17 protein-coding genes are annotated in these 20,239 nt (G+C 73.5%); 10 read left to right on the top strand and 7 right to left on the bottom strand.

The window, feature by feature from the left end; genetic code table 11:
• Positions 1 to 7: 7 nt before the first annotated feature.
• On the bottom strand, positions 8 to 2,038 hold the full coding sequence (locus ACZ4M8_RS18425) for a protein kinase domain-containing protein (RefSeq protein ID WP_467608510.1): 2,031 nt from the start codon (positions 2,036 to 2,038) through the stop codon (positions 8 to 10).
• A gap of 349 nt (positions 2,039 to 2,387) precedes the next feature.
• Here ACZ4M8_RS18425 and ACZ4M8_RS18430 point away from each other — a divergent pair, with 349 nt between their 5' ends.
• Positions 2,388 to 2,978: a TetR/AcrR family transcriptional regulator gene (locus tag ACZ4M8_RS18430; protein ID WP_467608511.1), complete on the top strand. Its 591-nt coding sequence runs from the start codon at positions 2,388 to 2,390 to the stop codon at positions 2,976 to 2,978.
• A gap of 161 nt (positions 2,979 to 3,139) precedes the next feature.
• Here ACZ4M8_RS18430 and argG read toward each other — a convergent pair whose 3' ends face one another.
• The gene (gene argG / locus ACZ4M8_RS18435; RefSeq protein WP_467608513.1) at positions 3,140 to 4,585 is read right to left on the bottom strand and encodes an argininosuccinate synthase; all 1,446 of its coding nucleotides are present in this window, start codon (positions 4,583 to 4,585) and stop codon (positions 3,140 to 3,142) included.
• 172 nt (positions 4,586 to 4,757) lie between these two features.
• Positions 4,758 to 5,267 (bottom strand): hypothetical protein, encoded by a 510-nt coding sequence (locus ACZ4M8_RS18440; RefSeq protein ID WP_467608514.1) that lies wholly within the window; start codon positions 5,265 to 5,267, stop codon positions 4,758 to 4,760.
• A 610-nt stretch (positions 5,268 to 5,877) separates the two neighbouring features.
• On the opposite strand from ACZ4M8_RS18440, the gene ACZ4M8_RS18445 reads away from it, so the two are divergent.
• The 5 genes from ACZ4M8_RS18445 (at position 5,878) to ACZ4M8_RS18465 (ending at position 10,094) form a co-directional block, all read left to right on the top strand.
• Positions 5,878 to 6,042 carry a hypothetical protein gene (locus tag ACZ4M8_RS18445; protein WP_399087925.1) on the top strand — a complete coding sequence of 55 codons (165 nt, stop codon included), beginning with the start codon at positions 5,878 to 5,880 and terminating at the stop codon, positions 6,040 to 6,042.
• A gap of 49 nt (positions 6,043 to 6,091) precedes the next feature.
• A complete protein-coding gene (locus tag ACZ4M8_RS18450) occupies positions 6,092 to 6,385 on the top strand; it encodes a Dabb family protein (RefSeq protein WP_467608516.1) in 294 nt (97 codons plus the stop codon).
• Between the two features lie 317 nt (positions 6,386 to 6,702).
• Positions 6,703 to 7,512: an RNA polymerase sigma factor SigF gene (locus tag ACZ4M8_RS18455; RefSeq protein ID WP_467608519.1), complete on the top strand. Its 810-nt coding sequence runs from the start codon at positions 6,703 to 6,705 to the stop codon at positions 7,510 to 7,512.
• A gap of 200 nt (positions 7,513 to 7,712) precedes the next feature.
• Positions 7,713 to 8,549 carry an RNA polymerase sigma factor SigF gene (locus tag ACZ4M8_RS18460; RefSeq protein WP_467608520.1) on the top strand — a complete coding sequence of 279 codons (837 nt, stop codon included), beginning with the start codon at positions 7,713 to 7,715 and terminating at the stop codon, positions 8,547 to 8,549.
• Between the two features lie 1,191 nt (positions 8,550 to 9,740).
• A complete protein-coding gene (locus ACZ4M8_RS18465) occupies positions 9,741 to 10,094 on the top strand; it encodes a hypothetical protein (RefSeq protein WP_467608521.1) in 354 nt (117 codons plus the stop codon).
• A gap of 181 nt (positions 10,095 to 10,275) precedes the next feature.
• Here ACZ4M8_RS18465 and ACZ4M8_RS18470 read toward each other — a convergent pair whose 3' ends face one another.
• Both ACZ4M8_RS18470 and ACZ4M8_RS18475 read right to left on the bottom strand, forming a co-directional pair.
• Positions 10,276 to 10,881 carry a response regulator transcription factor gene (locus tag ACZ4M8_RS18470; RefSeq protein ID WP_467608524.1) on the bottom strand — a complete coding sequence of 202 codons (606 nt, stop codon included), beginning with the start codon at positions 10,879 to 10,881 and terminating at the stop codon, positions 10,276 to 10,278.
• Positions 10,878 to 12,077, bottom strand: a complete 1,200-nt coding sequence (locus tag ACZ4M8_RS18475) for a sensor histidine kinase (protein WP_467608526.1) — start codon at positions 12,075 to 12,077, stop codon at positions 10,878 to 10,880. Before ACZ4M8_RS18475 ends, ACZ4M8_RS18470 begins: the two co-directional genes overlap by 4 nt.
• Before the next feature lie 336 nt (positions 12,078 to 12,413).
• Here ACZ4M8_RS18475 and ACZ4M8_RS18480 point away from each other — a divergent pair, with 336 nt between their 5' ends.
• Entirely contained in the window at positions 12,414 to 13,910 is a 1,497-nt protein-coding gene (locus tag ACZ4M8_RS18480; RefSeq protein WP_467608528.1) for an alpha/beta hydrolase, read from the top strand.
• A 345-nt stretch (positions 13,911 to 14,255) separates the two neighbouring features.
• Here the strand turns inward: ACZ4M8_RS18480 and ACZ4M8_RS18485 are convergent, their stop codons facing one another.
• Entirely contained in the window at positions 14,256 to 14,474 is a 219-nt protein-coding gene (locus ACZ4M8_RS18485) for a hypothetical protein (RefSeq protein WP_467608530.1), read from the bottom strand.
• 524 nt (positions 14,475 to 14,998) lie between these two features.
• Here ACZ4M8_RS18485 and ACZ4M8_RS18490 point away from each other — a divergent pair.
• The 3 genes from ACZ4M8_RS18490 (at position 14,999) to ACZ4M8_RS18500 (ending at position 19,086) form a co-directional block, all read left to right on the top strand.
• Positions 14,999 to 15,472, top strand: coding sequence for a MarR family winged helix-turn-helix transcriptional regulator (locus ACZ4M8_RS18490; RefSeq protein WP_467608531.1), 474 nt, complete (start codon positions 14,999 to 15,001; stop codon positions 15,470 to 15,472).
• Between the two features lie 89 nt (positions 15,473 to 15,561).
• Positions 15,562 to 18,060, top strand: coding sequence for an MFS transporter (locus ACZ4M8_RS18495; protein ID WP_467609148.1), 2,499 nt, complete (start codon positions 15,562 to 15,564; stop codon positions 18,058 to 18,060).
• Positions 18,061 to 18,240: 180 nt separating this feature from the next.
• Complete coding sequence (locus ACZ4M8_RS18500) at positions 18,241 to 19,086, top strand: YceI family protein (RefSeq protein WP_467608532.1); 846 nt, start codon at positions 18,241 to 18,243, stop codon at positions 19,084 to 19,086.
• Between the two features lie 332 nt (positions 19,087 to 19,418).
• Here the strand turns inward: ACZ4M8_RS18500 and ACZ4M8_RS18505 are convergent, their stop codons facing one another.
• Positions 19,419 to 20,186 carry a TetR/AcrR family transcriptional regulator gene (locus tag ACZ4M8_RS18505; protein WP_467608534.1) on the bottom strand — a complete coding sequence of 256 codons (768 nt, stop codon included), beginning with the start codon at positions 20,184 to 20,186 and terminating at the stop codon, positions 19,419 to 19,421.
• Positions 20,187 to 20,239 lie beyond the last annotated feature (53 nt).

Genomic DNA, 20,239 nt, shown 5'->3' on the forward strand with positions numbered 1-20,239 from the left:
CCCGCCCTCATGCCCGTTTGTAGTAGTAGCCGGAGCCGTGGGCGGCGCCGACGTTGTGCTGGAGGCCGGTGCCGTTGAGGGTGAAGTACGAGGGGTCGAGTGTGTCGTAGCAGTAGCCGGGGTTGGGGCCGATGCGCTTGGCGGCGCTGACATTGATACGGCTGCTCGTCCGGGAGGTCACCCGGCCCTCGTAGAGGCAGCTGTTGTAGGGGAAGTTGTCGTAGCTGACGGTGCCGGAGCGGGAGACGCGGACGGTGCCGGGCTGACCGGGGTTGTACGTGTCGCCGTACGTCCAGTTGCCGGCGAAGGACGCGGGGACGGAGCCGTCGCCCGAACCGCCGGTCGAGCCGGAGTCCGAGCCGCCGGAGGAGCCGGAGCCGCCCGAGGTGCCGCCGCCTGCGGACGAGCCGCCGGAGCCGGAGCCGCCGCCCGTCGCGGTACCGCCCGCCGGGGCGTCCGCACCGCTCCGGGCGTCACGGCCGTCGCGGCCGTCCTTGCCGTCCTCACCCTTCGAGGCGTTGTCACCCTTGCCGTCGTCCTTGCCGTCCTTGTCCTTGGGCGGGTGGGAGGCCGCGGTGTCGCCGGACGGGGCGGCCGGGGTCACCGGGGCGGTGGCGTGCGGTGCGCCGGCCGCGGGCGGCGGCGTGACGGAGCGGCTGTACGGCGCGAGCACGGCGAACGTCCCGCCGCCCGCCGCCAGGACCAGCACCACGGGCACGGAGATCCGCCAGCCCCGCCGCCGCTCGGACTCCTTGCCTGCCTTTTTCCCCGATGGTTTGCCGGTCCTCCGGCCGGCGCCCTTGCCCGCCCGGGTGACGGGCGCGGCGTCCTCGGGCGCGGCGTCCTCGGGCGCGGCCCCGGACGGCTCCCCCGCCGGTCGCGCCTCGCCCTGGTCCGGTTCCCGTACGGTCGCCGGGGCCGCGGGCGCCGCCGGGCGGAGGCCGACGGTCTTCCGGTCCGGGGCCGCGGGGCCCGGGGCCTCGGCGTCAGGGGCTCCGCCGCCGGGCGTCTCCCCGGCGGGCGTCTCCTCGGCGGGCGCCGCCTCGCGTACCGGGGCCGCCTCCGCGTCCAGGAGGCGGGCCGACTGGCGGGCGAGACGGCCCAGGACCTCCGGGGGCAGCCACGCCGTCCCGGCGCCCTCGCCCGGGTCGTCCCCGTACTCCGCCAACAGCGCGTCGACGGAGGGGCGTTCGGCGGCGTCCTTGGTCAGGCAGCGGCTGATCAGGGTGCGCAGCGCGGGGTCGCGGACGGCGTCGAGCGCGGGCTCCTTCTCGACGATGTGGTACATCACCGCGTGCTGGTTGCTCACGCCGCGGCCGAACGGCAGCTCGCCGGTGGCCGCGTACGTCAGGACGCAGCCGAGTGTGAACACATCGCTCGCCGGGCCCGCGCCGTCGCCGAGGATCTGCTCGGGGGACATGAAGCCTGGCGAGCCGATCACCATGCCGGTGCTGGTCAGCAGCGATTCGACGGAGGTGCCGACGGCGCGGGCGATACCGAAGTCGATGACCTTGGGGGCGTCGGCGGTCAGCATGACGTTGGACGGTTTGAGATCGCGGTGGACGATCCCGGCGCCGTGGATGTCGCCCAGGGCGCGCAGCAGTCCGCCGGCGAGGGCGAGGACGGACGCGGCGGGGAGCGCGCCGTGGCCGCGGACGGTCTGTTCGAGGGAGAGCCCGGGGACGTAGCCGGTGGCGACCCAGGGTTGCGGGGCGTCGGGGGCGGCGTCCAGCACGGGGGCGGTGTAGCGCGCGCCGACCCGGCGGGCGGCGTTGATCTCGCGGCGGAAGCGGGCGCGGAACTGCGGGTCCGCGACGTGTTCCTCGTGCACCACCTTGACCGCGACGGTGCGGCCCGCGGCGGAGCGGGCGAGGTAGACGCGGCCCATCCCGCCGGCGCCGAGCCTGCCGAGCAGCAGATAGGGGCCGATGCGGGCGGGGTCGGTGGCGGTCAGCGGGGTGATGCCGCCGTCGGGGCCTGCGCCGCCGTTCCCGTGATCCTCGCTGTCCTCGTGCGCGGCGTTGTGGACGTCGGTCATGGCCGTGTGATCCCCCGGTCGTCCCCGCCGTCGGTCCGGTGGCGGGGAGAGGTCGTCGTTGGAGCGGTGTCAGAGGGGACGCCCTCGACGGCGCCGCGGGTTTCCGCGGCGCCGTCGGTGGTCCGTACGTTCCCGCCGTCCGGCCGGCGGACGGCGGGAACGTGCGGACGCGGCCCGGCGGGGGCCCGGCGCGGACGCCGGGCCCCCCGCCGCGCTGCGTCCGCACACGCAGTGTGGTGCACGCGCCGACTTTCCGGAATAACTTCCGGAAAAAATTCCGGAATATTCTTCTATGCTGACCGCGAGGCGCCCCGGGGCGCAGGGCCCAACCGGGAACGAGGCGGCGGCGATGAGTCCGAAGCAGCAACGCGGCGCGGCGACCGCCGCGCAGATCCTCGACCGCGCACTGGAGATCTACGCGGCGGACGGCGAAGCCGGCCTCACCGTGGGCGCGCTCACCGCGGCCAGCGGCGTCAGCGCCGGCAGCATCTACCACCACTTCGGCAGCCTCCCCGGCGTGCTGACCGCACTGGCGCAGCGCTGGCTGGGGCGGCTCCTGGAGGAGTTCGTCGCCGAGTTGGGCAAGGTGGCGGACGCCCGCTCCGGCGTCCACGCGATCGTCCGGGTCTATCTGCGCTTCATCCGCACACACCCGGACGCGTCCCGGCTGATGCACTCGGCCCCGGTGGACCGCGAGGGCATGGCGCGCGCCGTCCAGCTCCGCGGCTCGCAGGAGGCGCGACTGGCCCCGCTCGCCGCCTGGCTCCAGGACCGCCAGGCCGCGGGCGAACTGGCCGCGCTCCCGCTGCCCGTCCTCGAATCGCTGATCCTGGGCCCGGTGACGGCCCTCGCCCGCCGCTGGCTCACTCTCGGCGACATCGACCTGGAAACGGCCATCGACCAGGCACCGGAACGGATCTGGCGGTCGGTCAGTCCGTAGGCGTGACACGGGCGGGGCCGCGACGCGGGGGGGGCGGCGGCGCCGGGCCCGCGGTCGTACGGCGGTGGGCCCGGCCGCGGGGCACGACGTCCGGGCCCGCGGGCGGAACGCGACGGGCCCCGCGGACCGGAGTCCACGGGGCCCGAAAGTGCGCGAAGCGGTCAGTCCGTGCCGGATTCCATCGCGGCGCGGTCCAGTGCCTCGTCCTCGGCGGAGACCTGGCCGCGGGAGGCGATGGCCTCGGCGCCGCCCTCCGGCATGGAGCCGATCAGACCGGTCGCGGCGGCCTGGGCGGCGCCGACGGCGGGGCTGGTGGTGCCGATCAGGCCGATGCCGGCGTACTGCTCCAGCTTGGCGCGCGAGTCGGCGATGTCGAGGTTGCGCATGGTCAGCTGGCCGATCCGGTCGACGGGGCCGAACGCGGAGTCCTCGGTGCGCTCCATGGACAGCTTGTCCGGGTGGTAGCTGAAGGACGGGCCGGTCGTGTCGAGGATCGAGTAGTCCTCACCGCGCCGCAGCCGCAGGGTGACCTCGCCGGTGACGGCGGCGCCCACCCAGCGCTGGAGCGACTCGCGGACCATCAGCGCCTGCGGGTCCAGCCACCGGCCCTCGTACATCAGCCGGCCCAGGCGGCGGCCCTCGTTGTGGTACTGGGCGAGGGTGTCCTCGTTGTGGATCGCGTTGACCAGGCGCTCGTACGCGGCGTGCAGCAGGGCCATGCCGGGCGCCTCGTAGATACCGCGGCTCTTGGCCTCGATGATGCGGTTCTCGATCTGGTCGGACATGCCCATGCCGTGGCGGCCGCCGATCGCGTTGGCCTCCATGACGAGGTCGACGGCGGAGGCGAACTCCTTGCCGTTGATCGTCACCGGGCGGCCCTGCTCGAAGCCGATGGTGACGTCCTCGGTGGCGATCTCCACCGACGGGTCCCAGAACTTCACGCCCATGATCGGCTCGACCGTCTCCAGGGAGACGTTCAGGTGCTCCAGGGTCTTCGCCTCGTGGGTGGCGCCCCAGATGTTGGCGTCGGTGGAGTACGCCTTCTCGGTGGAGTCGCGGTAGGGCAGGTCATGGGCGACCAGCCACTCCGACATCTCCTTGCGGCCGCCCAGCTCCGTGACGAAGTCGGCGTCCAGCCACGGCTTGTAGATCCGCAGGTTGGGGTTGGCGAGCAGACCGTAGCGGTAGAACCGCTCGATGTCGTTGCCCTTGTACGTGGAGCCGTCGCCCCAGATCTGGACGTCGTCCTCCAGCATCGCCCGGACCAGGAGGGTGCCGGTGACGGCACGGCCGAGCGGCGTGGTGTTGAAGTACGCGCGGCCGCCGGAGCGGATGTGGAACGCGCCGCAGGTCAGCGCGGCCAGGCCCTCCTCGACCAGGGCGGCCTTGCAGTCGACGGCACGCGCGATCTCGGCGCCGTACGCCTTGGCGCGGCTCGGCACGCCGTCGATGTCGGGCTCGTCGTACTGGCCGATGTCGGCGGTATAGGTGCACGGGACGGCGCCCTTGTCGCGCATCCACGCGACCGCGACCGAGGTGTCGAGGCCGCCCGAGAAGGCGATGCCGACACGCTCACCGACGGGGAGGGAGGTAAGGACCTTGGACATAGGAAGAGTATGCAGTGTTTCGAATTTTCATGCAAGCCCTCGTGTGACTCCTTCGCCGAACACGTTGCCGCCCGGCCCACCGCCGCCCGCCGCCGGACGGAGAAACACGACCGCCCGCCGACCGGGCGGTTCCGGTCGGCGGGCGGTACGCGGCGCTGCGGCGCGGCGGCGGTCAGTCCCGGCCGCGGCGGAGCGCCTTACGGATGAAGTGGACGATCAGCCAGATCACCAGCACCACGACGACCAGGAAGATCACGAAGAGCACGATCAGGAAGATGCCCAGCTTCTTGAAGAAGCCCTTTTTCTTCTTCTTGGACTTCCCGTGCGCGAGGTGCACCTTCTTGAGCTTCTTGACCTTCGACGCGGTCACGGCGGTGCCCTGCCCCGCGCCCTCGAAGCCGGCGGCCACGACGGCCGTACCGGACGAACCGGCGCCGCGCGCAACCGACTTCGCCTCGGCCGGAGCCGCGGCGACGGTGTGCGGGGCGACGGCCGCGGCCGGGCGCGGCGCGGCAGCGGCGGCGGGCGCGGCGGCCGCGGCCAGCAGGCCGAAGAGCAGCGCGAGCACCATCGCGGGCCGGCGGCGGGCCGCCGCGCGGCGCGAACCCCCGCGCCGGTGCGCGGAGTTGCCCCCGGCGGCGGCCGTCGCCGCACCGGATACGCGGTGTGTGTCCTTGTCCATGTGTGTTCCCCCTCGGGCGTACGTCGGACGCGGTGCCGCGAAGACCCTCCGCGGCGTACGCCATTATCGGCGGCGCCGACGCCCCCTCGGACCGCCCGCGCGCACGCACCGTACCGCCCGGCGCCCACCGCCCGTACCGGACCTCCCGCACCGGACGACACCCGCCGCCCGCCCGTGCGAGGGCCCGGGGAAACCGCCCGCGCGAGGGCCCGCAAGGGGAGGGCGCGGAGGAGGAGAGAAGGCAAAGAGGAGAAAGAGAGAGGGGAAGCGGCCCGTCGGGGGTGTCGGGCCGCTTCCCCGTTCCGGGTCCGAGGGTCCACGCCGCGATCGGGGGAGGACGCGGCGTGGGCCCCGCAGTGGGACCCGGCCCGGCCCCGCGGCTCCTGCCGGGCCGCCGGGCGTCTCTCCATGCTGCCGCGCGAGGCGCCCCGGCGGACCGGGCAAAGGGCCCGCACCGACGGGCCTTTGGTCCCCTTCACCCCGCGCGGGCGGCGTACGGCCCCGGCGCCCGGCCCGCACTCCGCCCCGTGCCCCCGGCGGGGAAGTGGTTACACTCGCCCGGTCGTACCGGGGAGCGTGCGGAAGAACTGCCGAGGGGGAGACGGAACCGATGGCGCAAGCGAAAAAGATCGCGTTGTACGCGGTGGTCGTCTTCGTCCTGTACACGATCATCACCTCCCCCGGGCGGGCCGCCGACCTGGTGCAGATAGGCTTCGAAGGCATCTCGTCCGCCGCCCAGGGCGTCGGCGAGTTCATGACGCAGTTGGTCAGCTGACCGCCCCCGGCCGGCCCGGCCACGCACCGCCCGCCGTACGGAGGTCCCCGTGATCCGCCATCTGGTCCTGTTCCAGCTCAACGACGGCGTCTCCCGGGACGAGCCGCGCGTCCAGGAGGCCGCCCGCGCGTTCCTGGAGCTGGGCGACAAGATCCCGGAGCTGACGCACTGGGAGTGCGGCTGGAACGTCACCGACCGCCCCATCGCCCGCGACTTCGCGATCAACTCCGCCGTCGCCGACCGGGACGCCCTCGCCCGCTACCTCGCCCACCCGGCCCACCAGGCGGCCGCCGGCCAGTGGCGCGCGTTCGCCACCTGGGTGATCGCCGACTACGAATTCTGAGCGCCCCGCGCGCCGACCCGCCCCCCGCTTCCCGGCACCCGCCGGACGGGGGGCTTTTCCGTGCCGCCGCACCGCCCCGGCCACCCGGGCCCGCCACCGCTCCCGCCCGCGCGGGTACCGGCGTGCGCGGCCCCGCGCACGCGGGCGCCCGGCGCGCGTGACCGTACGCCGTTCGGGCCTGCCCGACGCGCGGCGACGCACCGCGTTACGCGGATCAACTCGCCGCCCAACACGGAGTAATGCGGTACTTGCACACACTGCGCATGTCTTGTGATGCTATGACCGCTTTGCCGGATACATGCATTGTGAAGGGTGGCGTGACCGTGACGGCCCGTACTGCGCCCAGGGCGCCATCCCGCGAGAGCCGGAGCGCGGACACCCGGGCGCTCACGCAGGTGCTCTTCGCCGAGCTGGCCGGACTCGAAGCCGGCACCCCGGAACACACCCGGGTCCGCGCCGCCCTCATCGAGGCCAACCTCCCGCTCGTCCGGTACGCCGCCGTACGGTTCCGCAGCCGCAACGAGCCGATGGAAGACGTCGTCCAGGTCGGCACCATCGGCCTGATCAACGCCATCGACCGCTTCGATCCGGACCGCGGCGTACAGTTCCCCACCTTCGCGATGCCCACCGTCGTCGGCGAGATCAAGCGGTACTTCCGCGACAACGTCCGCACCGTCCACGTACCGCGCCGGCTCCACGAGCTGTGGGTGCAGGTCAACGGCGCGACGGAGGACCTGACCGTGCTCCACGGGCGCTCGCCGACCACCGCCGAGATCGCCGACCGCCTCAAGATCGGGGAGGAGGAGGTCCTCGCCTGTCTGGAGGCCGGACGGTCGTACCACGCCACCTCACTGGAGGCGGCCCAGGAGGGCGACGGGCTGCCCGGACTCCTCGACCGCCTCGGCTACGAGGACCCGGAGCTGGCCGGCGTCGAGCACCGCGACCTCGTCCGGCATTTGCTCGTCCAGCTTCCCGAGCGCGAACAGCGGATCCTGCTGCTGCGTTACTACAGCAACTTGACGCAATCTCAGATCAGCGCGGAGCTGGGGGTGTCGCAGATGCACGTCTCGCGGCTACTGTCACGGAGCTTCGCCCGGCTGCGATCCGCAAACAGGATCGAGGTCTAACCGGCAGGGGCTATGCGGACCACACGTTCCTGCACAGATATGTCGACATGACGCTACAGCGCGTTGCCGACATGTGACATTCTGCTGGAACCGCGTTTGCCGCGGCGCCGCCTCCGGTATTCAGGTGGAGGTATCACTCTCCGGTCCGCCTCGGTCCGGGGACGCCGCAGCGACCCGACCCGCGACCTCAAGGGGGTGGCATGTCCGTAGAACTGGACAGCTCAAAGGTACTTCCCGCGATTCCCGCGCCCGCATCGCCCGTGCACGACGACGACGCCATCAACACCCGCACGCTCTCCCGCTCCCTGTTCCTGCGGCTCGCCACGCTCGACAAGGACTGCGCGGAGCGGACCTACGTCCGCGACACCCTGATCGAACTGAACCTCCCGCTCGTGCGGTACGCGGCGGCCCGCTTCCGCAGCCGTAACGAGCCGATGGAGGACATCGTCCAGGTCGGAACGATCGGTCTGATCAAGGCGATCGACCGTTTCGATTGCGAACGCGGGGTGGAGTTCCCGACGTTCGCAATGCCGACGGTCGTCGGTGAGATCAAGCGGTTCTTCCGCGACACCTCGTGGTCGGTGCGGGTCCCGCGCCGCCTCCAGGAGCTGCGGCTCGCCCTGACCAAGGCCAGCGACGAGCTGTCGCAGAAGCTCGACCGCTCGCCGACCGTCCCCGAACTCGCCCGCGCCCTCGGGGTGTCGGAGGAGGACGTCGTCGACGGACTCGCCGTCGGCAACGCCTACACCGCCTCCTCGCTCGACTCCCCCTCCCCGGAGGACGACGGCGGCGAGGGCTCTCTCGCGGACCGCCTGGGCTACGAGGACAGCGCACTGGAGGGCGTGGAGTACCGCGAATCCCTCAAGCCGCTGCTGGCCAAGCTGCCGCCGCGGGAGCGCCAGATCATCATGCTGCGCTTCTTCGCCAACATGACGCAGTCCCAGATCGGCGAAGAGGTCGGCATCTCCCAGATGCACGTCTCGCGGCTCCTCACCCGCACCCTCGCGCAGCTGCGTGAAGGGCTCATCGCCGAATGAGGAAGGGTCCGCCGAGCGGTCGTTGACCATCACGTCATCGCACCACCCGCACCACGCGCACCACCGGTCGCACGATGCGCACCACTCGGCGGACAGCGAAAAGAGACAGAGCGACAAGCGACACCGGGCTCGGCACCCGCTGGCCGCACCTCCCTTTCCGGCCGACTCTCCGGCCCGCCTCCCCGGCTACCTCTCGCCGCTTCTCCGGCCCCCTCGCCGCCCCTCCGGCCTCCCCTCGGCGCCGTGCCCTTCCCGCGCGCCTCCCCGGGCCTCCTCGGCTTCTCCGGGGCGCCCGACCCGTTCACCGGACCGTCCCGGGCGCACCTCGCGCGTCTTCCGCGTCACGCTCGGGCCCGCGCGGCTCCCGCGCCCGCACGCCGCCATGCCCGCTGCGCCTCTCGCGCCGCCGCACTCCCGTGCCCGCTGCCCGCGAACGGACCTCGGGCCCCATCACCCCCTCACCCGGCGCCACTCACCCCTCAGCCGCCGCGCTCGGGCCACCGAACCGGCCGGGGAGGCTCATCGGCGACGACCGTTCGCCGGGGGCTAGGAATCTGACGGGCTGTCATCAACACTGGGCCGATGCGACAGTCACCCCGCATACCCGCCCGTGACACGCCCCCGCGGCCCGCCCGCGACGCCGCACACCCACCGGCGCCCGCTTCGGCGCCCCACCGCTCCCGCCCCTCCCGTACCGCCGCCGCGGTCGCCGTGTGCTGCCTGGGCGGCGCGCTGCTCGCGGGCTGCGGGAGCGGAGCGGGCGCGGGGTACGCGGCTGTCGGCGCCGCCGGGGAGAGCGCCGCGACCGGCGCGCCACCGGGGAAGGACGTCGAGCTGACCCCGCTGGACGGGGGCGACGGGCCGGCCCATCGCACCCCCGGCGGAGGCGCAACCGGGAATTCCGGCGAGGGGCCAGATCCGGCCAACTCGGCGGGTGGAGAAGGCGGTTCCGGAATTCCGGATCATTCAGGGAAGGAACCTGATAGTTCCGGCGCCCCCGGTATGCCCAACGCGCCGGGGGCGCCCGGTATGCCTGGGGGCGGGGGCCCGGGTTCGTCCGCCTCGCCTCCGGCGCGGCCCGGGAAGCCCGGGGGCCCGGACCCGTCGGGTTCGCCGTCGGCGCCCGGGGTCCCCTCCCCCACCGTTCCCGGTGGCAAGGGGGCACCCGCGGGGCTGGTGATCGGGAAGCCGGTGCGTGCCGACGGCGGGGAGCGGTGGTGCGAGAAGGTCACGTTCCCGCTGCTCAACACCGGTACGAGGCCCATCACCGTCGGCGCGGTCACGTTCGGGACGCACATCATCGGCGGCCTGGGCATCGACTGGGACACCCGGACCTCGACCCGGAAACTGCCGCTGCCGCTACCGCCCGGCGCGCGCCGCACCGCCTCGTACCGGATCTGCGTGGCCGCCTGGCGCGTACCGCTGGGCATGCACCTCGACACCAAGGACGTCTCCTTCGACTGGCAGCGCCACCCGGCGGACACACCCTCCGCCGCACCCGAGCGCGAGGCCGCCCCGGGCGTTTCCGCCGGACCGTCCCTCTGACCGGATGACGGACGAGGACGGTGGGCCCGGTCCGACAGGACAGGGGACGGCTGCCCTGCTGTAACGGCCCCGGACCGAACCCCCGGACCCGCCGGGACCGCCGGGACCGCCGGGACCGCGGGACGCCCGTCCGTGGCGCCGCCGTGCGGAGCGGACCGGCCCGGTCGTTCGGTCCGGCCGGTCAGAGCCAGCCGTTGGACTCCGCGAGCCGGACCGCTTCGGCACGGGTGCGGGCCTGTGTCTTGCCGATCGCCGACGACAGGTGGTTGCGCACGGTGCCCGGCGACAGACACAGTGCCCCGGCGATGTCGGCCACGGTGCCGCCCTCGGCGGCGACACGCAGCACCTCCGCCTCGCGCCCGGTCAGCGGGCTCGCGCCGCCGGCCAGCGCCTCCGCGGCGATGCCCGGGTCCACGAACCGCAGGCCCGCGTGGACCCGGCGGATCGCGTCGACCAACTGCTCGGGCGGCGAATCCTTCACCACGTAACCGGCCGCGCCCGCGGACATCGCCCGCGCGAGATAGCCGGGACGGCTGAAGGTCGTACAGATGAGGGCGCGGCAGTCCGGCAACGCCCGCCGGAGATCGGCGGCGACGGTCAGCCCGTCCCGGCCGGGCATCTGCACGTCGAGCAGCGCGATGTCGGGCGCGGTACGCCGCGCGGCGGGCAGCACCTCGGTGCCGGTGCCGATCTCGGCGACCACGTCGAGATCGGATTCGAGCCGGAGCACGGCCGCGAGGGCGCCGCGTACGAGCGCTTGGTCGTCGGCGAGCAGCACACGGATCATGCCGGGTCGGCCTCCTGCCGGGGTGTGAGGTGGTGCGCCGGGGCGGGTGCGCGGGCGACGACCCGGAACCCGCCGCCCGGGGCGGGCCCGTGTTCGAGGGTGCCCGACACGGCGGCCAGCCGTTCGGTGAGACCGGTGAGACCGTTCCCGGCGCGCGTCCCGCCGGTGGCGCTGCCGTTGTCGGTGACCTCGACCCAGTCGGGCCCGGTGCGGACGGTGCACCGTTCGGCGTCGGAGTGCCGCAGCACATTGGTGACCGCCTCCCGTACGACGTAGCCGAACACCTCGCGCAGTTCGGTGCGGACGGCATCGGTCGTGGCGGGCAGTTCGGCCCGGACGCCGGCGGCGCGCAGCGCCATGCGGGCGCCGGCGAGTTCGCCGGCCAGGGAGAGGGTGCGGTAGCCGGAGACCGTGGCCCGTACGTCGGTCAGCGCCGTGCGTGCCATGGCCTCCAGGTCGGTGATCTCGGCGACGGCGCGCGCCACGTCCCCGGAGGACTCCAGGACGCGCCGCGCCAGCCCCAGCTTGACGGTCATCGTCGAGAGGCTGTGGCCGAGGACGTCGTGCATGTCCCGGGCGACCCGTTCCCGTTCCTCGTTCACGGCCAGCGCCCTGACCTGCGCGCGGGCGGCCCGCAGGTGGCCGATCGTGAAGTTGAGCGCGAAGACGGTGCCGAGCGCCGCGGTCACGCCGACGAGGATGCCGACCTGCGCCCACGCCACCTCGCCCCGGGCCAGACGCATCCAGACGAGCTGCCCCGCCACCGTGACGAGGCCGAGCAGCAGTGCGCGCCGCAGCGGCAGCAGCATCAGGCCGATGGAGAGGGCGTAGGTCAGATCGGTCAGCCGGGACGGCGACGCGAGGAGCACCGCCGGTGCCGCCCCGAGCAGGAACAGCGCGGCGACGAGGACGGCACGGCCCCGGCGCGGCGCCGCCGGCCCGAACCAGGACGCCAGGACGCAACCGGCGCCGTAGCAGGCGACGAGGCCGAGCGTGAGCGGGACGAGCCAAGGGGGCCGGGTGCCGTACGCGATGTCCCCGGCCCGCGCGATCAGGGCCAGGGAGGCCGACGCCATGGCCGCGGTGACGGTCGTACGGACGCGGCGGCGGGCCCTGGGGCCGTCCGGCTGGTCCTTCCAGAAGCTCCAGTCCGGCCACTGGCCGGCGGAGAACTCGTCCGGATCGCGTGTACCCACGTCGGCGATGGTAGGGCCCGGACGCCCGCCGGGGGTACGGGCGGCGGCGCCGGGGAGCGGTGGCGGGAGCATGCCGGTGAGCATGGTCCGTCCGCACCGCGCGCGCCCATGACAGATGGCATGGGTCCGGCCTGCGCGCCGGTGGTGCGATGAGGTCATGACACACCTGAAGAGGGTTCATCCGCCCTGTGGGGAGAACGAGTTCGGCGCGGGCGGCCGGGTGCCGGCGGCGTCCCCGCCGGGCGGCGGCCGTCCGGCGGACCGGCCCGGCGGCCGTCCGGCGCCTGCGCGGCGCGCTCCGGCATCCCCCGCTCTCCCGGTATGAGGAGGACAACCATGCGCAGGACCTGGCTCGCGGCGCTCGCTCTCACCGTGGGCGCGGCGGCGGTGACGGTGACCGCGGGCATACCCGGGACGGCTACGGCGGGTGTGCCGTCCCGGTCGCCGGCGGATACGCCGCCCCGGTCGCCGCTGCGGTGGGGCGCGTGCCCCAGCGGGACGGAGGCGGCGCTGTCGTGCGCGAAGCTCACGGTTCCGCTCGACTACCGGCACCCCGGCGGGCGGACGATCGAGATCGCGGTGTCCCGTCTGGCGAGTACGGAACCGGCCGCGAAACGTGGCGTGCTGCTGCTCAACCCGGGAGGGCCCGGCCTTCCCGGGCTCCCCGCTCCCGCACTGCTGAAGCTGCCCGAGAAGGTGCGCGACCGCTACGACGTGATCGGCTTCGACCCTCGCGGCGTCGGCCACAGCACGCCTGTGACCTGCAACTTCACCCCGACTCAGGGGGGAGTGGCAAGCAACCCGCCCACCCCGGCCGACGCGGGCGACGTAGCGAGGCAGGGCACGGTCGCGAAGCGGCTCGCCGCCGCATGCGCCACGTCGAGGACCGCGTACCTGCTGCCGCACCTCACCACCGCGAACACCGCACGGGACATGGACCGCATCCGGGCGGCACTGGGCGTACCGAAGATCTCGTACTACGGCGAGTCCTACGGCACCTATCTCGGCGCGGTGTACGCCACGCTCTTCCCGCACCGCGGCGACCGCGTCGTCCTCGACAGCAGCCTGCCGCCCGAGGGCTACGACATCGACGCGCTGCGCGGTCAGGCCGCCGGTTTCGAGGCCCGCTTCCCCGACTTCGCCGCGTTCGCCGCGGCCGCCTCCCGGAAGTACCACCTGGGCGGCACACCGGCCGCGGTACGCGCGAAGTACTTCCAGCTCGCCGCGCGCCTCGACCGCCGGCCGGTGCGGGGGTACGACGGCACGGCCTTCCGCGTCGTCACCTCGGGCCTGCTCCGCGCGGACAGTCAGCGCGCCGAACTCGCCGAGACCTGGCACGCCCTGGACACGGACCAGCCGCCCCCGGGCTCAGGCGGTGCGGGCGGCGGCAGGTACACCGACAACTACCCCGCCGCCTATCTCGGGTTGATCTGCGGTGATTCCCGTTGGCCGACGTCCCTCGCGACCTACCGGCGCCACGTCGCGGTCGACCGTGTCCGCTATCCGATGTACGGCGCCTTCGCGGCCAACATCAGGCCGTGCGCCTTCTGGCCGGCCCCCGCGGAGCCGAAGGTGAAGATCACCGACCGGGGCCCCTCCGACGTGCTCATGGTGCAAAACCTCCGCGATCCGGCGACCCCGCTGCCCGGGGCGCTGCGGACGCGCCGGGCCCTCGGCGGACGGGCCCGGATGGTCACCGTCGGCCAGGGCGGACACGTCGCCTACCTGAACGGCGCGAACACCTGCGGGAACAACGCCGTGACCGACTACCTGGTCAACGGGGTACGCCCGCCCCACGACGCGTTCTGCCCCGCGGAGCCGGCCACCCGGTGATCACCGGCACCCCGGGGAGGAGCGCACACGGCTGAGGGCCGGCCGGGGCGGGGCCTGCCGGGGGGCGGGGCCGGCTTCGCGCCCGGCTTCGCGCCCGGCTTCGCGCCCGGCTTCGCGCCCGGCTTCGCGCCCGGCTTCGCGCCCGGCTTCGCGCCCGGCTTCGCGCCAGGGCCGGGCCCGCCCCGGCCCCGGCTCCGGTTCGCCCCGGTCCGCCCCGGCCCCCACCCGTCCCGGATCCGCCCCGCCCCCGCACCCGCCCCCGCACCCGTCGCCGGAGCAGCGAAAACGGGGCCCGGAAGCGTTCCGGGCCCCGTCACGTACGGAGGGTCGGGGTGTCGGGTGGGCTCAGCCGAAGGCGAGCCAGAGCGCCGCCGCGACGACGACCACGGCGAGGACGACGCCGACGATCAGGCCGACGCGGGGGCCCGACGACTGGGCGGAGGCCGGGGCGCGGCGGCCGCCGGACTGCGGGGTGCCGCCCTCGTCGACGAAGGCACGGAACATCTGCGTGCTGCCCGCCGGGTCGTAGTTGCCCTCGGCCTGGTTCTGCGGGTTGGTCGCCATGGGCAAGGACCCTAGCGAACCGCGCCCCGCACAGCACCCCTGGACCGCGCGGGAAGCGGCGCCGGAACGGCCTGCGGAGACAACCGGCCCGCACCGCGCGCACCCCGCCCCGCCGCCCCGGCCCGCCGTGACGGCCCGCCCTCCCGGTACGTAGAGGAAGGAAAGCCGGAGGAAGGGATCAAGAGGGCGAAGGGAGGGTGGGCGGCACATCGGGGTGCAGTACGGGGTGGAACGGGCGGGGTGAAGGGCCGTGCGCGGCGGCGGTGGGTGGCGGCGGCGCCCCGGAGCGCCCTCGCGCGGGCGCCGGAACGCGGCCGGAGTGACGCTGGACACAGTCGGCCGGGCGCCGATCATCCCGTACGGGCGGGTCTGACCTGCGACTTCCTGGCGATCATCAACTTCCTTGACCCCGGGCAGAGATCGCCTTTTCTTCCCCTTTACCGTAGGCCCCACCTATTCGTTTGCCTTCAGCAACCAACCGACCCTATGGTTGCCTCAAGCAACAAAACCGCGTGGAGGAGCCCATGGCCGCCCAGAGTCAGTACGAGGAACTGGCCCGGCAGCTCAGCGCCATCGGAGCCGTCAAGCGCGAAATGGGGCGGATCCTGCCCCAGGACTGCCCGCCCGCCTCGGCAGGCGTGCTCACCCTCCTCGACCGCCACGGCGAGATGCGGATGAGCCAACTGGCCGAGCTGCTCGCGATCGACATGTCGGTGACCAGCCGGCACGTCGCCCACGTCGCGGAGCGCGGCTGGATCGAGCGCAAGCCCGACCCGGCGGACAAGCGGTCGCGTCTGTTGCGCCTGACCCCGAGCGGCAAGGACCTCCTCCGGGAGCTGTCCGAGCGCTACACCCACACACTCGCCCGGTACCTGGACGACTGGTCCGACAGCGACGTCGGCCACCTCGTCGAACTGCTCACGCGACTGCGCACGAGCTTCGGCGACTGCCGTACCCGGGCACATCACGACTCCCCCACCCGTACACCCGCAGGATGAAAAGGAACTACATGGCTACGACCACACCAGCCGGTGTGCGGGGCGGCCACGCCAAGCACGGAGGCGCACCCGCCTCCGGACAGCCGCCCATGACGCACCGTCAGATCATGGAGGCGCTCTCCGGGCTGCTGCTCGGCATGTTCGTCGCCATCCTGTCGTCGACCATCGTGTCGAACGCGCTCCCCGAGATCATCCACGATCTCGACGGCGGCCAGTCCGCCTACACCTGGGTCGTCACGGCGTCGCTGCTGGCGATGACCGCGACCACCCCGCTGTGGGGCAAGCTCTCCGACCTGTTCAGCAAGAAGCTGCTGGTCCAGATAGCGCTGGTCATCTACGTCGCGGGCTCGGTCGTCGCCGGTCTGTCGCAGAACGCCGGGATGCTCATCGCCTGCCGTGTGGTGCAGGGCATCGGCGTCGGCGGTCTCTCCGCCCTGGCGCAGATCGTCATGGCCGCGATGATCTCCCCGCGGGAGCGCGGGCGGTACAGCGGTTACCTCGGTGCCACCTTCGCCGTCGCCACCGTCGGCGGCCCGCTGCTCGGTGGCGTCATCACCGACACCAGCTGGATGGGCTGGCGCTGGTGCTTCTACGTCGGCGTGCCCTTCGCGGTGATCGCGCTGATCGTGCTGCAGAAGACCCTGAAGCTCCCCGTCGTCAAGCGCGAGGGCGTCAAGGTCGACTGGGCGGGCGCCTTCTTCATCAGCGCGGCGGTCTCGCTGCTGCTGGTGTGGGTGACGCTGGCCGGTGACAAGTACGACTGGATGTCGTGGCAGACCGCCGCGATGGTGGGCGGCGCCGTCGTCCTCGGCGCGATCTTCATCTTCGTCGAGTCCAAGGCGAAGGAACCGATCATCCCGCTGCGGCTGTTCCGCAACAAGACGATCACCCTCGCCTCGCTGGCCTCGCTGTTCGTCGGTATCGCGATGTTCTCCGGCACCGTCTTCTTCAGCCAGTACTTCCAGCTGGCGCGCGGCAAGTCGCCGACGATGTCCGGTGTGATGACGATCCCGATGATCGGCGGTCTGTTCATCTCCTCGACCGTCTCGGGCCAGGTCATCACCAAGACCGGCAAGTGGAAGGCGTGGCTGGTCTCCGGCGGCGTCCTGGTCACCGCGGGCCTCGGCCTGCTGGGCACCATCCGCTACGACACCGCCTACTGGCAGGTCGCGATCTTCATGGCCCTGATGGGCCTGGGCATCGGCATGATGATGCAGAACCTGGTGCTCTGCACGCAGAACCAGGTCGCCCCGCAGGACCTCGGCTCCGCCTCGTCCGTCGTCACCTTCTTCCGCTCCCTCGGCGGTGCGGTCGGCGTCTCGGCGCTCGGCGCGGTCATGGCCACCCGGGTCACCGACTACGTGAAGGACGGCCTGGCCGAGCTGGGCCCGAAGGCGGCCAAGGCGGCGGCCCAGGCGGGCGGCGGCGGGGGCATCCCGGACCTTGACGCCCTCCCGGCACCGCTCCGTACCGTCATGGAGAGCGCCTACGGTCACGGCGTCGCCGACATCTTCCTGATCGCGGCTCCGTGCGCCCTGCTCGCTTTCCTGTTCACCCTGTTCATCAAGGAGGTCCCGTTGAAGACTCGCGGCGGACTGGCCCAGAACGCGGACGGCGAGGAGACGGCGGCCACCCCGGCCGTGGCCCCCTCGGCCACCCCGGCCCCCGCGGCCGCGGCCGCTGCCGAGGAGCGGGAGCCCGCCCTGGTGGGCGCCCCCGCACCCTCCGACGAGCACACCCCCGCGTGGGCGCAGCCCGCCGCGGCGACGGCCACCCAGCCCCTGGCGGCGTACGCGTCGGCCGGCGGCGGTGACGTCCCGGCCGGGCCGTCCATCACCGGCTTCATCCGCAACCCCGAGGGCCACCCCGTGCCGCGCTCCGCGGTCACGCTGATCTCCCTCAGCGGCCGTCAGCTCGGCCGCGCCGTCGCCCAGGCGAACGGCTCGTACGCGCTGAACGCCCCCGGCGCCGGTTCGTACGTGCTGATCGCGGCGGCGGACGGACACCAGCCGCAGGCGTCGACGGTCGTCGTCGGCGACCAGCCGCTCGGCTACGACATCCTCCTCAGCGGCACCAGCGGCCTCGGCGGCCAGGTGCGCAGCGCGGTCACCGGGCAGCCGGTGGGCGGCGCGATGGTCGTCGTCACCGATGTCCGCGGTGAGGTGCTGGCCACCGGCGCCACCTCCCCGGAGGGGTACTTCTCCTTCGACGAACTGGCGGCGGGCACCTTCACCGTCGCGGTGAACGCGGCGGAGTTCCGCCCCACGGCCGTGCCGGTCGAGGTCGGCGGTCAGGGCACCACCCGCATCGAGGTCGAGCTGCTGTCCGGCGCGAAGGTGCAGGGCGTCGTGCGGGCCGGTGCCGCGCGGCGGCCGCTGGCCGACGCCCGCGTCACCCTCGTCGACGCGGCGGGCAACGTCGTGGCGACCTCCACCACCGGTGAGGACGGCGCGTACGCCTTCACCGACCTGGACGCCGGCGACTACACGGTCATCGCGAGCGGCTACCCGCCGGTCGCCAACGGCCTGGTGGTCGACGCCCGCGGGGTCGACGGCTACGACGTCGAACTCGCCCACCCCGGCGACTGACCCGGACCCCGGGCGGGTGCCCGGGGGACGATGAACCCCGGACCGGGGCGCGCATTTCGAGCGGAGACGCGCCCCGGCCCGGACCCCAGGGCTCCGGCAGCGGTGCTGCGCACAGGCAGGGGACGGCCTGCAGGCCGCTGCCGGAGCCCGATACGTACCAGGCAAGAAACGGGAGTGGGAATGACTTCGACGGGCGCGGGACCTGCGGGCGTACGGGCACAGGTCCGCACACGGGACGGCTGGGCGGTCCAGCACGCCGTACTGACCGTCACCGACATGACGGGCGCGCAGATGCTGCGCGCGACGGCCGACGAGGACGGCGCCATCCGCAGCACCGAACCGCTGCGGCCCGGTCCGTACACGGTGATCGTGACGGCCGTCGGCTACGCGCCGGTCGCCTCCAGCGCCATCGTGACGGCGAGCGGCCGGATGGACGTCGGGACCGTGACGCTGGCGCGGCAGGGCGGCGCGGAGCTGCCGCCGCCCGGCACCTGGACGATCGACCCGATGCACTCGACGGTCGCGGCGACCGCGCAGCACCTGGGCATCACCAGCGTGCACGGCCGGTTCACCGAGTTCAGCGGCCGTATCGAGATCGCCGAGAACCTGGACGAATCCGCGGTCGAGGCGGTCATCGTGGCGTCGTCGATCGACACCGGCAACGGTATGCGCGACGGCCACCTGCGGTCCGACGACTTCCTGAACATCGCTCAGTACCCGGAGATCACCTACCGCAGCACCGGCCTGGAGCCGGCCGGACCTGACCGCTGGACGGTCCACGGCGACCTGTCGCTGCACGGCGTCGTCCGCCCGGTCGACCTCAGCCTGAGCTACCTCGGCACCGGCCCCGACCCGTGGGGCGGCGTCCGGGCGGCGTTCAGCGCCACCGCCGAGCTGCGCCGCGAGGACTTCAAGATGAACTACAACCAGGTCGTCGCCGCCGGTATCGCCGCGATCGGCACGACCCTGCGGGTCCAGCTCGACATCCAGGCCGTCCAGGGCGACTCCCTGCCGACGGCCGGCTGACCGGCACCGGCCCGCGCGAGGAGATGAGCGGCCTGCGCGCGGGAGCCGGACGCACGCCACGCGACGGCCCGGCGGCCCACACGCGGCGGGACGAACGGCGGACGGGACCGGCCCGGACCCGGGCACCTTGGGGGGTGCTCGGGTCCGGGCCGGTTTCTTCTGTGCGGGGGGGCGGGTCCGTGTGGGGCCCTTGGGACCGCCGGTGGCCTGCGGAGCATCCCGTACGGGGGCGGGCGCGGGCCACGGCTCGGCCGTACGGGTTCGTCCCTGCGGGAGCGGGGCCCGCGGCCGGACCCGTACGGGGTCCGCCACCGCGGGGCGGCCCCTACGGGTCAGGCCCCCGCGCCCCGTTCCCGCAGCGTTTCGATGCCCGCGATCTGGAGGTCGAGGGCGAGGGTGAACTCGCGGTCCAGCATCTCGACGATGCCGCGGCCCTGGCGGGCGTAGCCGGCGCGGGCGGACAGCTCGCGGGTCTCCGCGTACTCGGGGCGGTCCGCCATCGCGGCGGTGACCTGCGCGAAGTAGGCGTCGAGGGAGATCCCGGCGGCCCGGCAGCGGGCCTCGTGCAGGGCGCGGATCGTCGCGAAGCCGTAGACGAAGTGGAAGACCGTGGCGAGGGCGCCGGAGGCCCGTTCCGGCTCCAGACCGCTGCGGGCCATCACCCGCAGCGTGGCGTTGGAGAACGCCAGCGCGCGGGGGCCGATGTTGAGGTACTCGCCGAGCAGCCGGGCCACCCACGGATGGCGCAGCAGCATGTCGCGGTAGGCGGTGGCGAGCACCCGCAGCTGAGCGCGCCAGTCACCGCCGTCCTCGTCGGGCAGCCGCATCTCGCCCGCGACCGCGTCCATCGCCAGCTCCAGCAGATCGTCCTTGGTGTCGACGTACCAGTAGACGGACATCGCGGTGACGCCCAGCTCGGCGGCGAGGCGGCGCATCGAGAACTTCGCCAGACCGTCGGCGTCCAGCAGCCGGACGGTCGCCCCGACGATCTTGTCGAGGTCGAGTCCGTCCGGCTGGTCCGCCTTCCGTTTCAGCGGCCCGCGCCCGGCCAGCCAGACGCTCTTCGGCCGCTGCCCGGCGCCCTCTCCTGCCGCCGCCATGACGCCTCTCCCCTCGCGCTTCGCCTCCCGCCGAGCGGGACGTGCTCCGCTTT

The sequence above is a fragment of the Streptomyces sp. NPDC027185 genome, assembly GCF_055567035.1.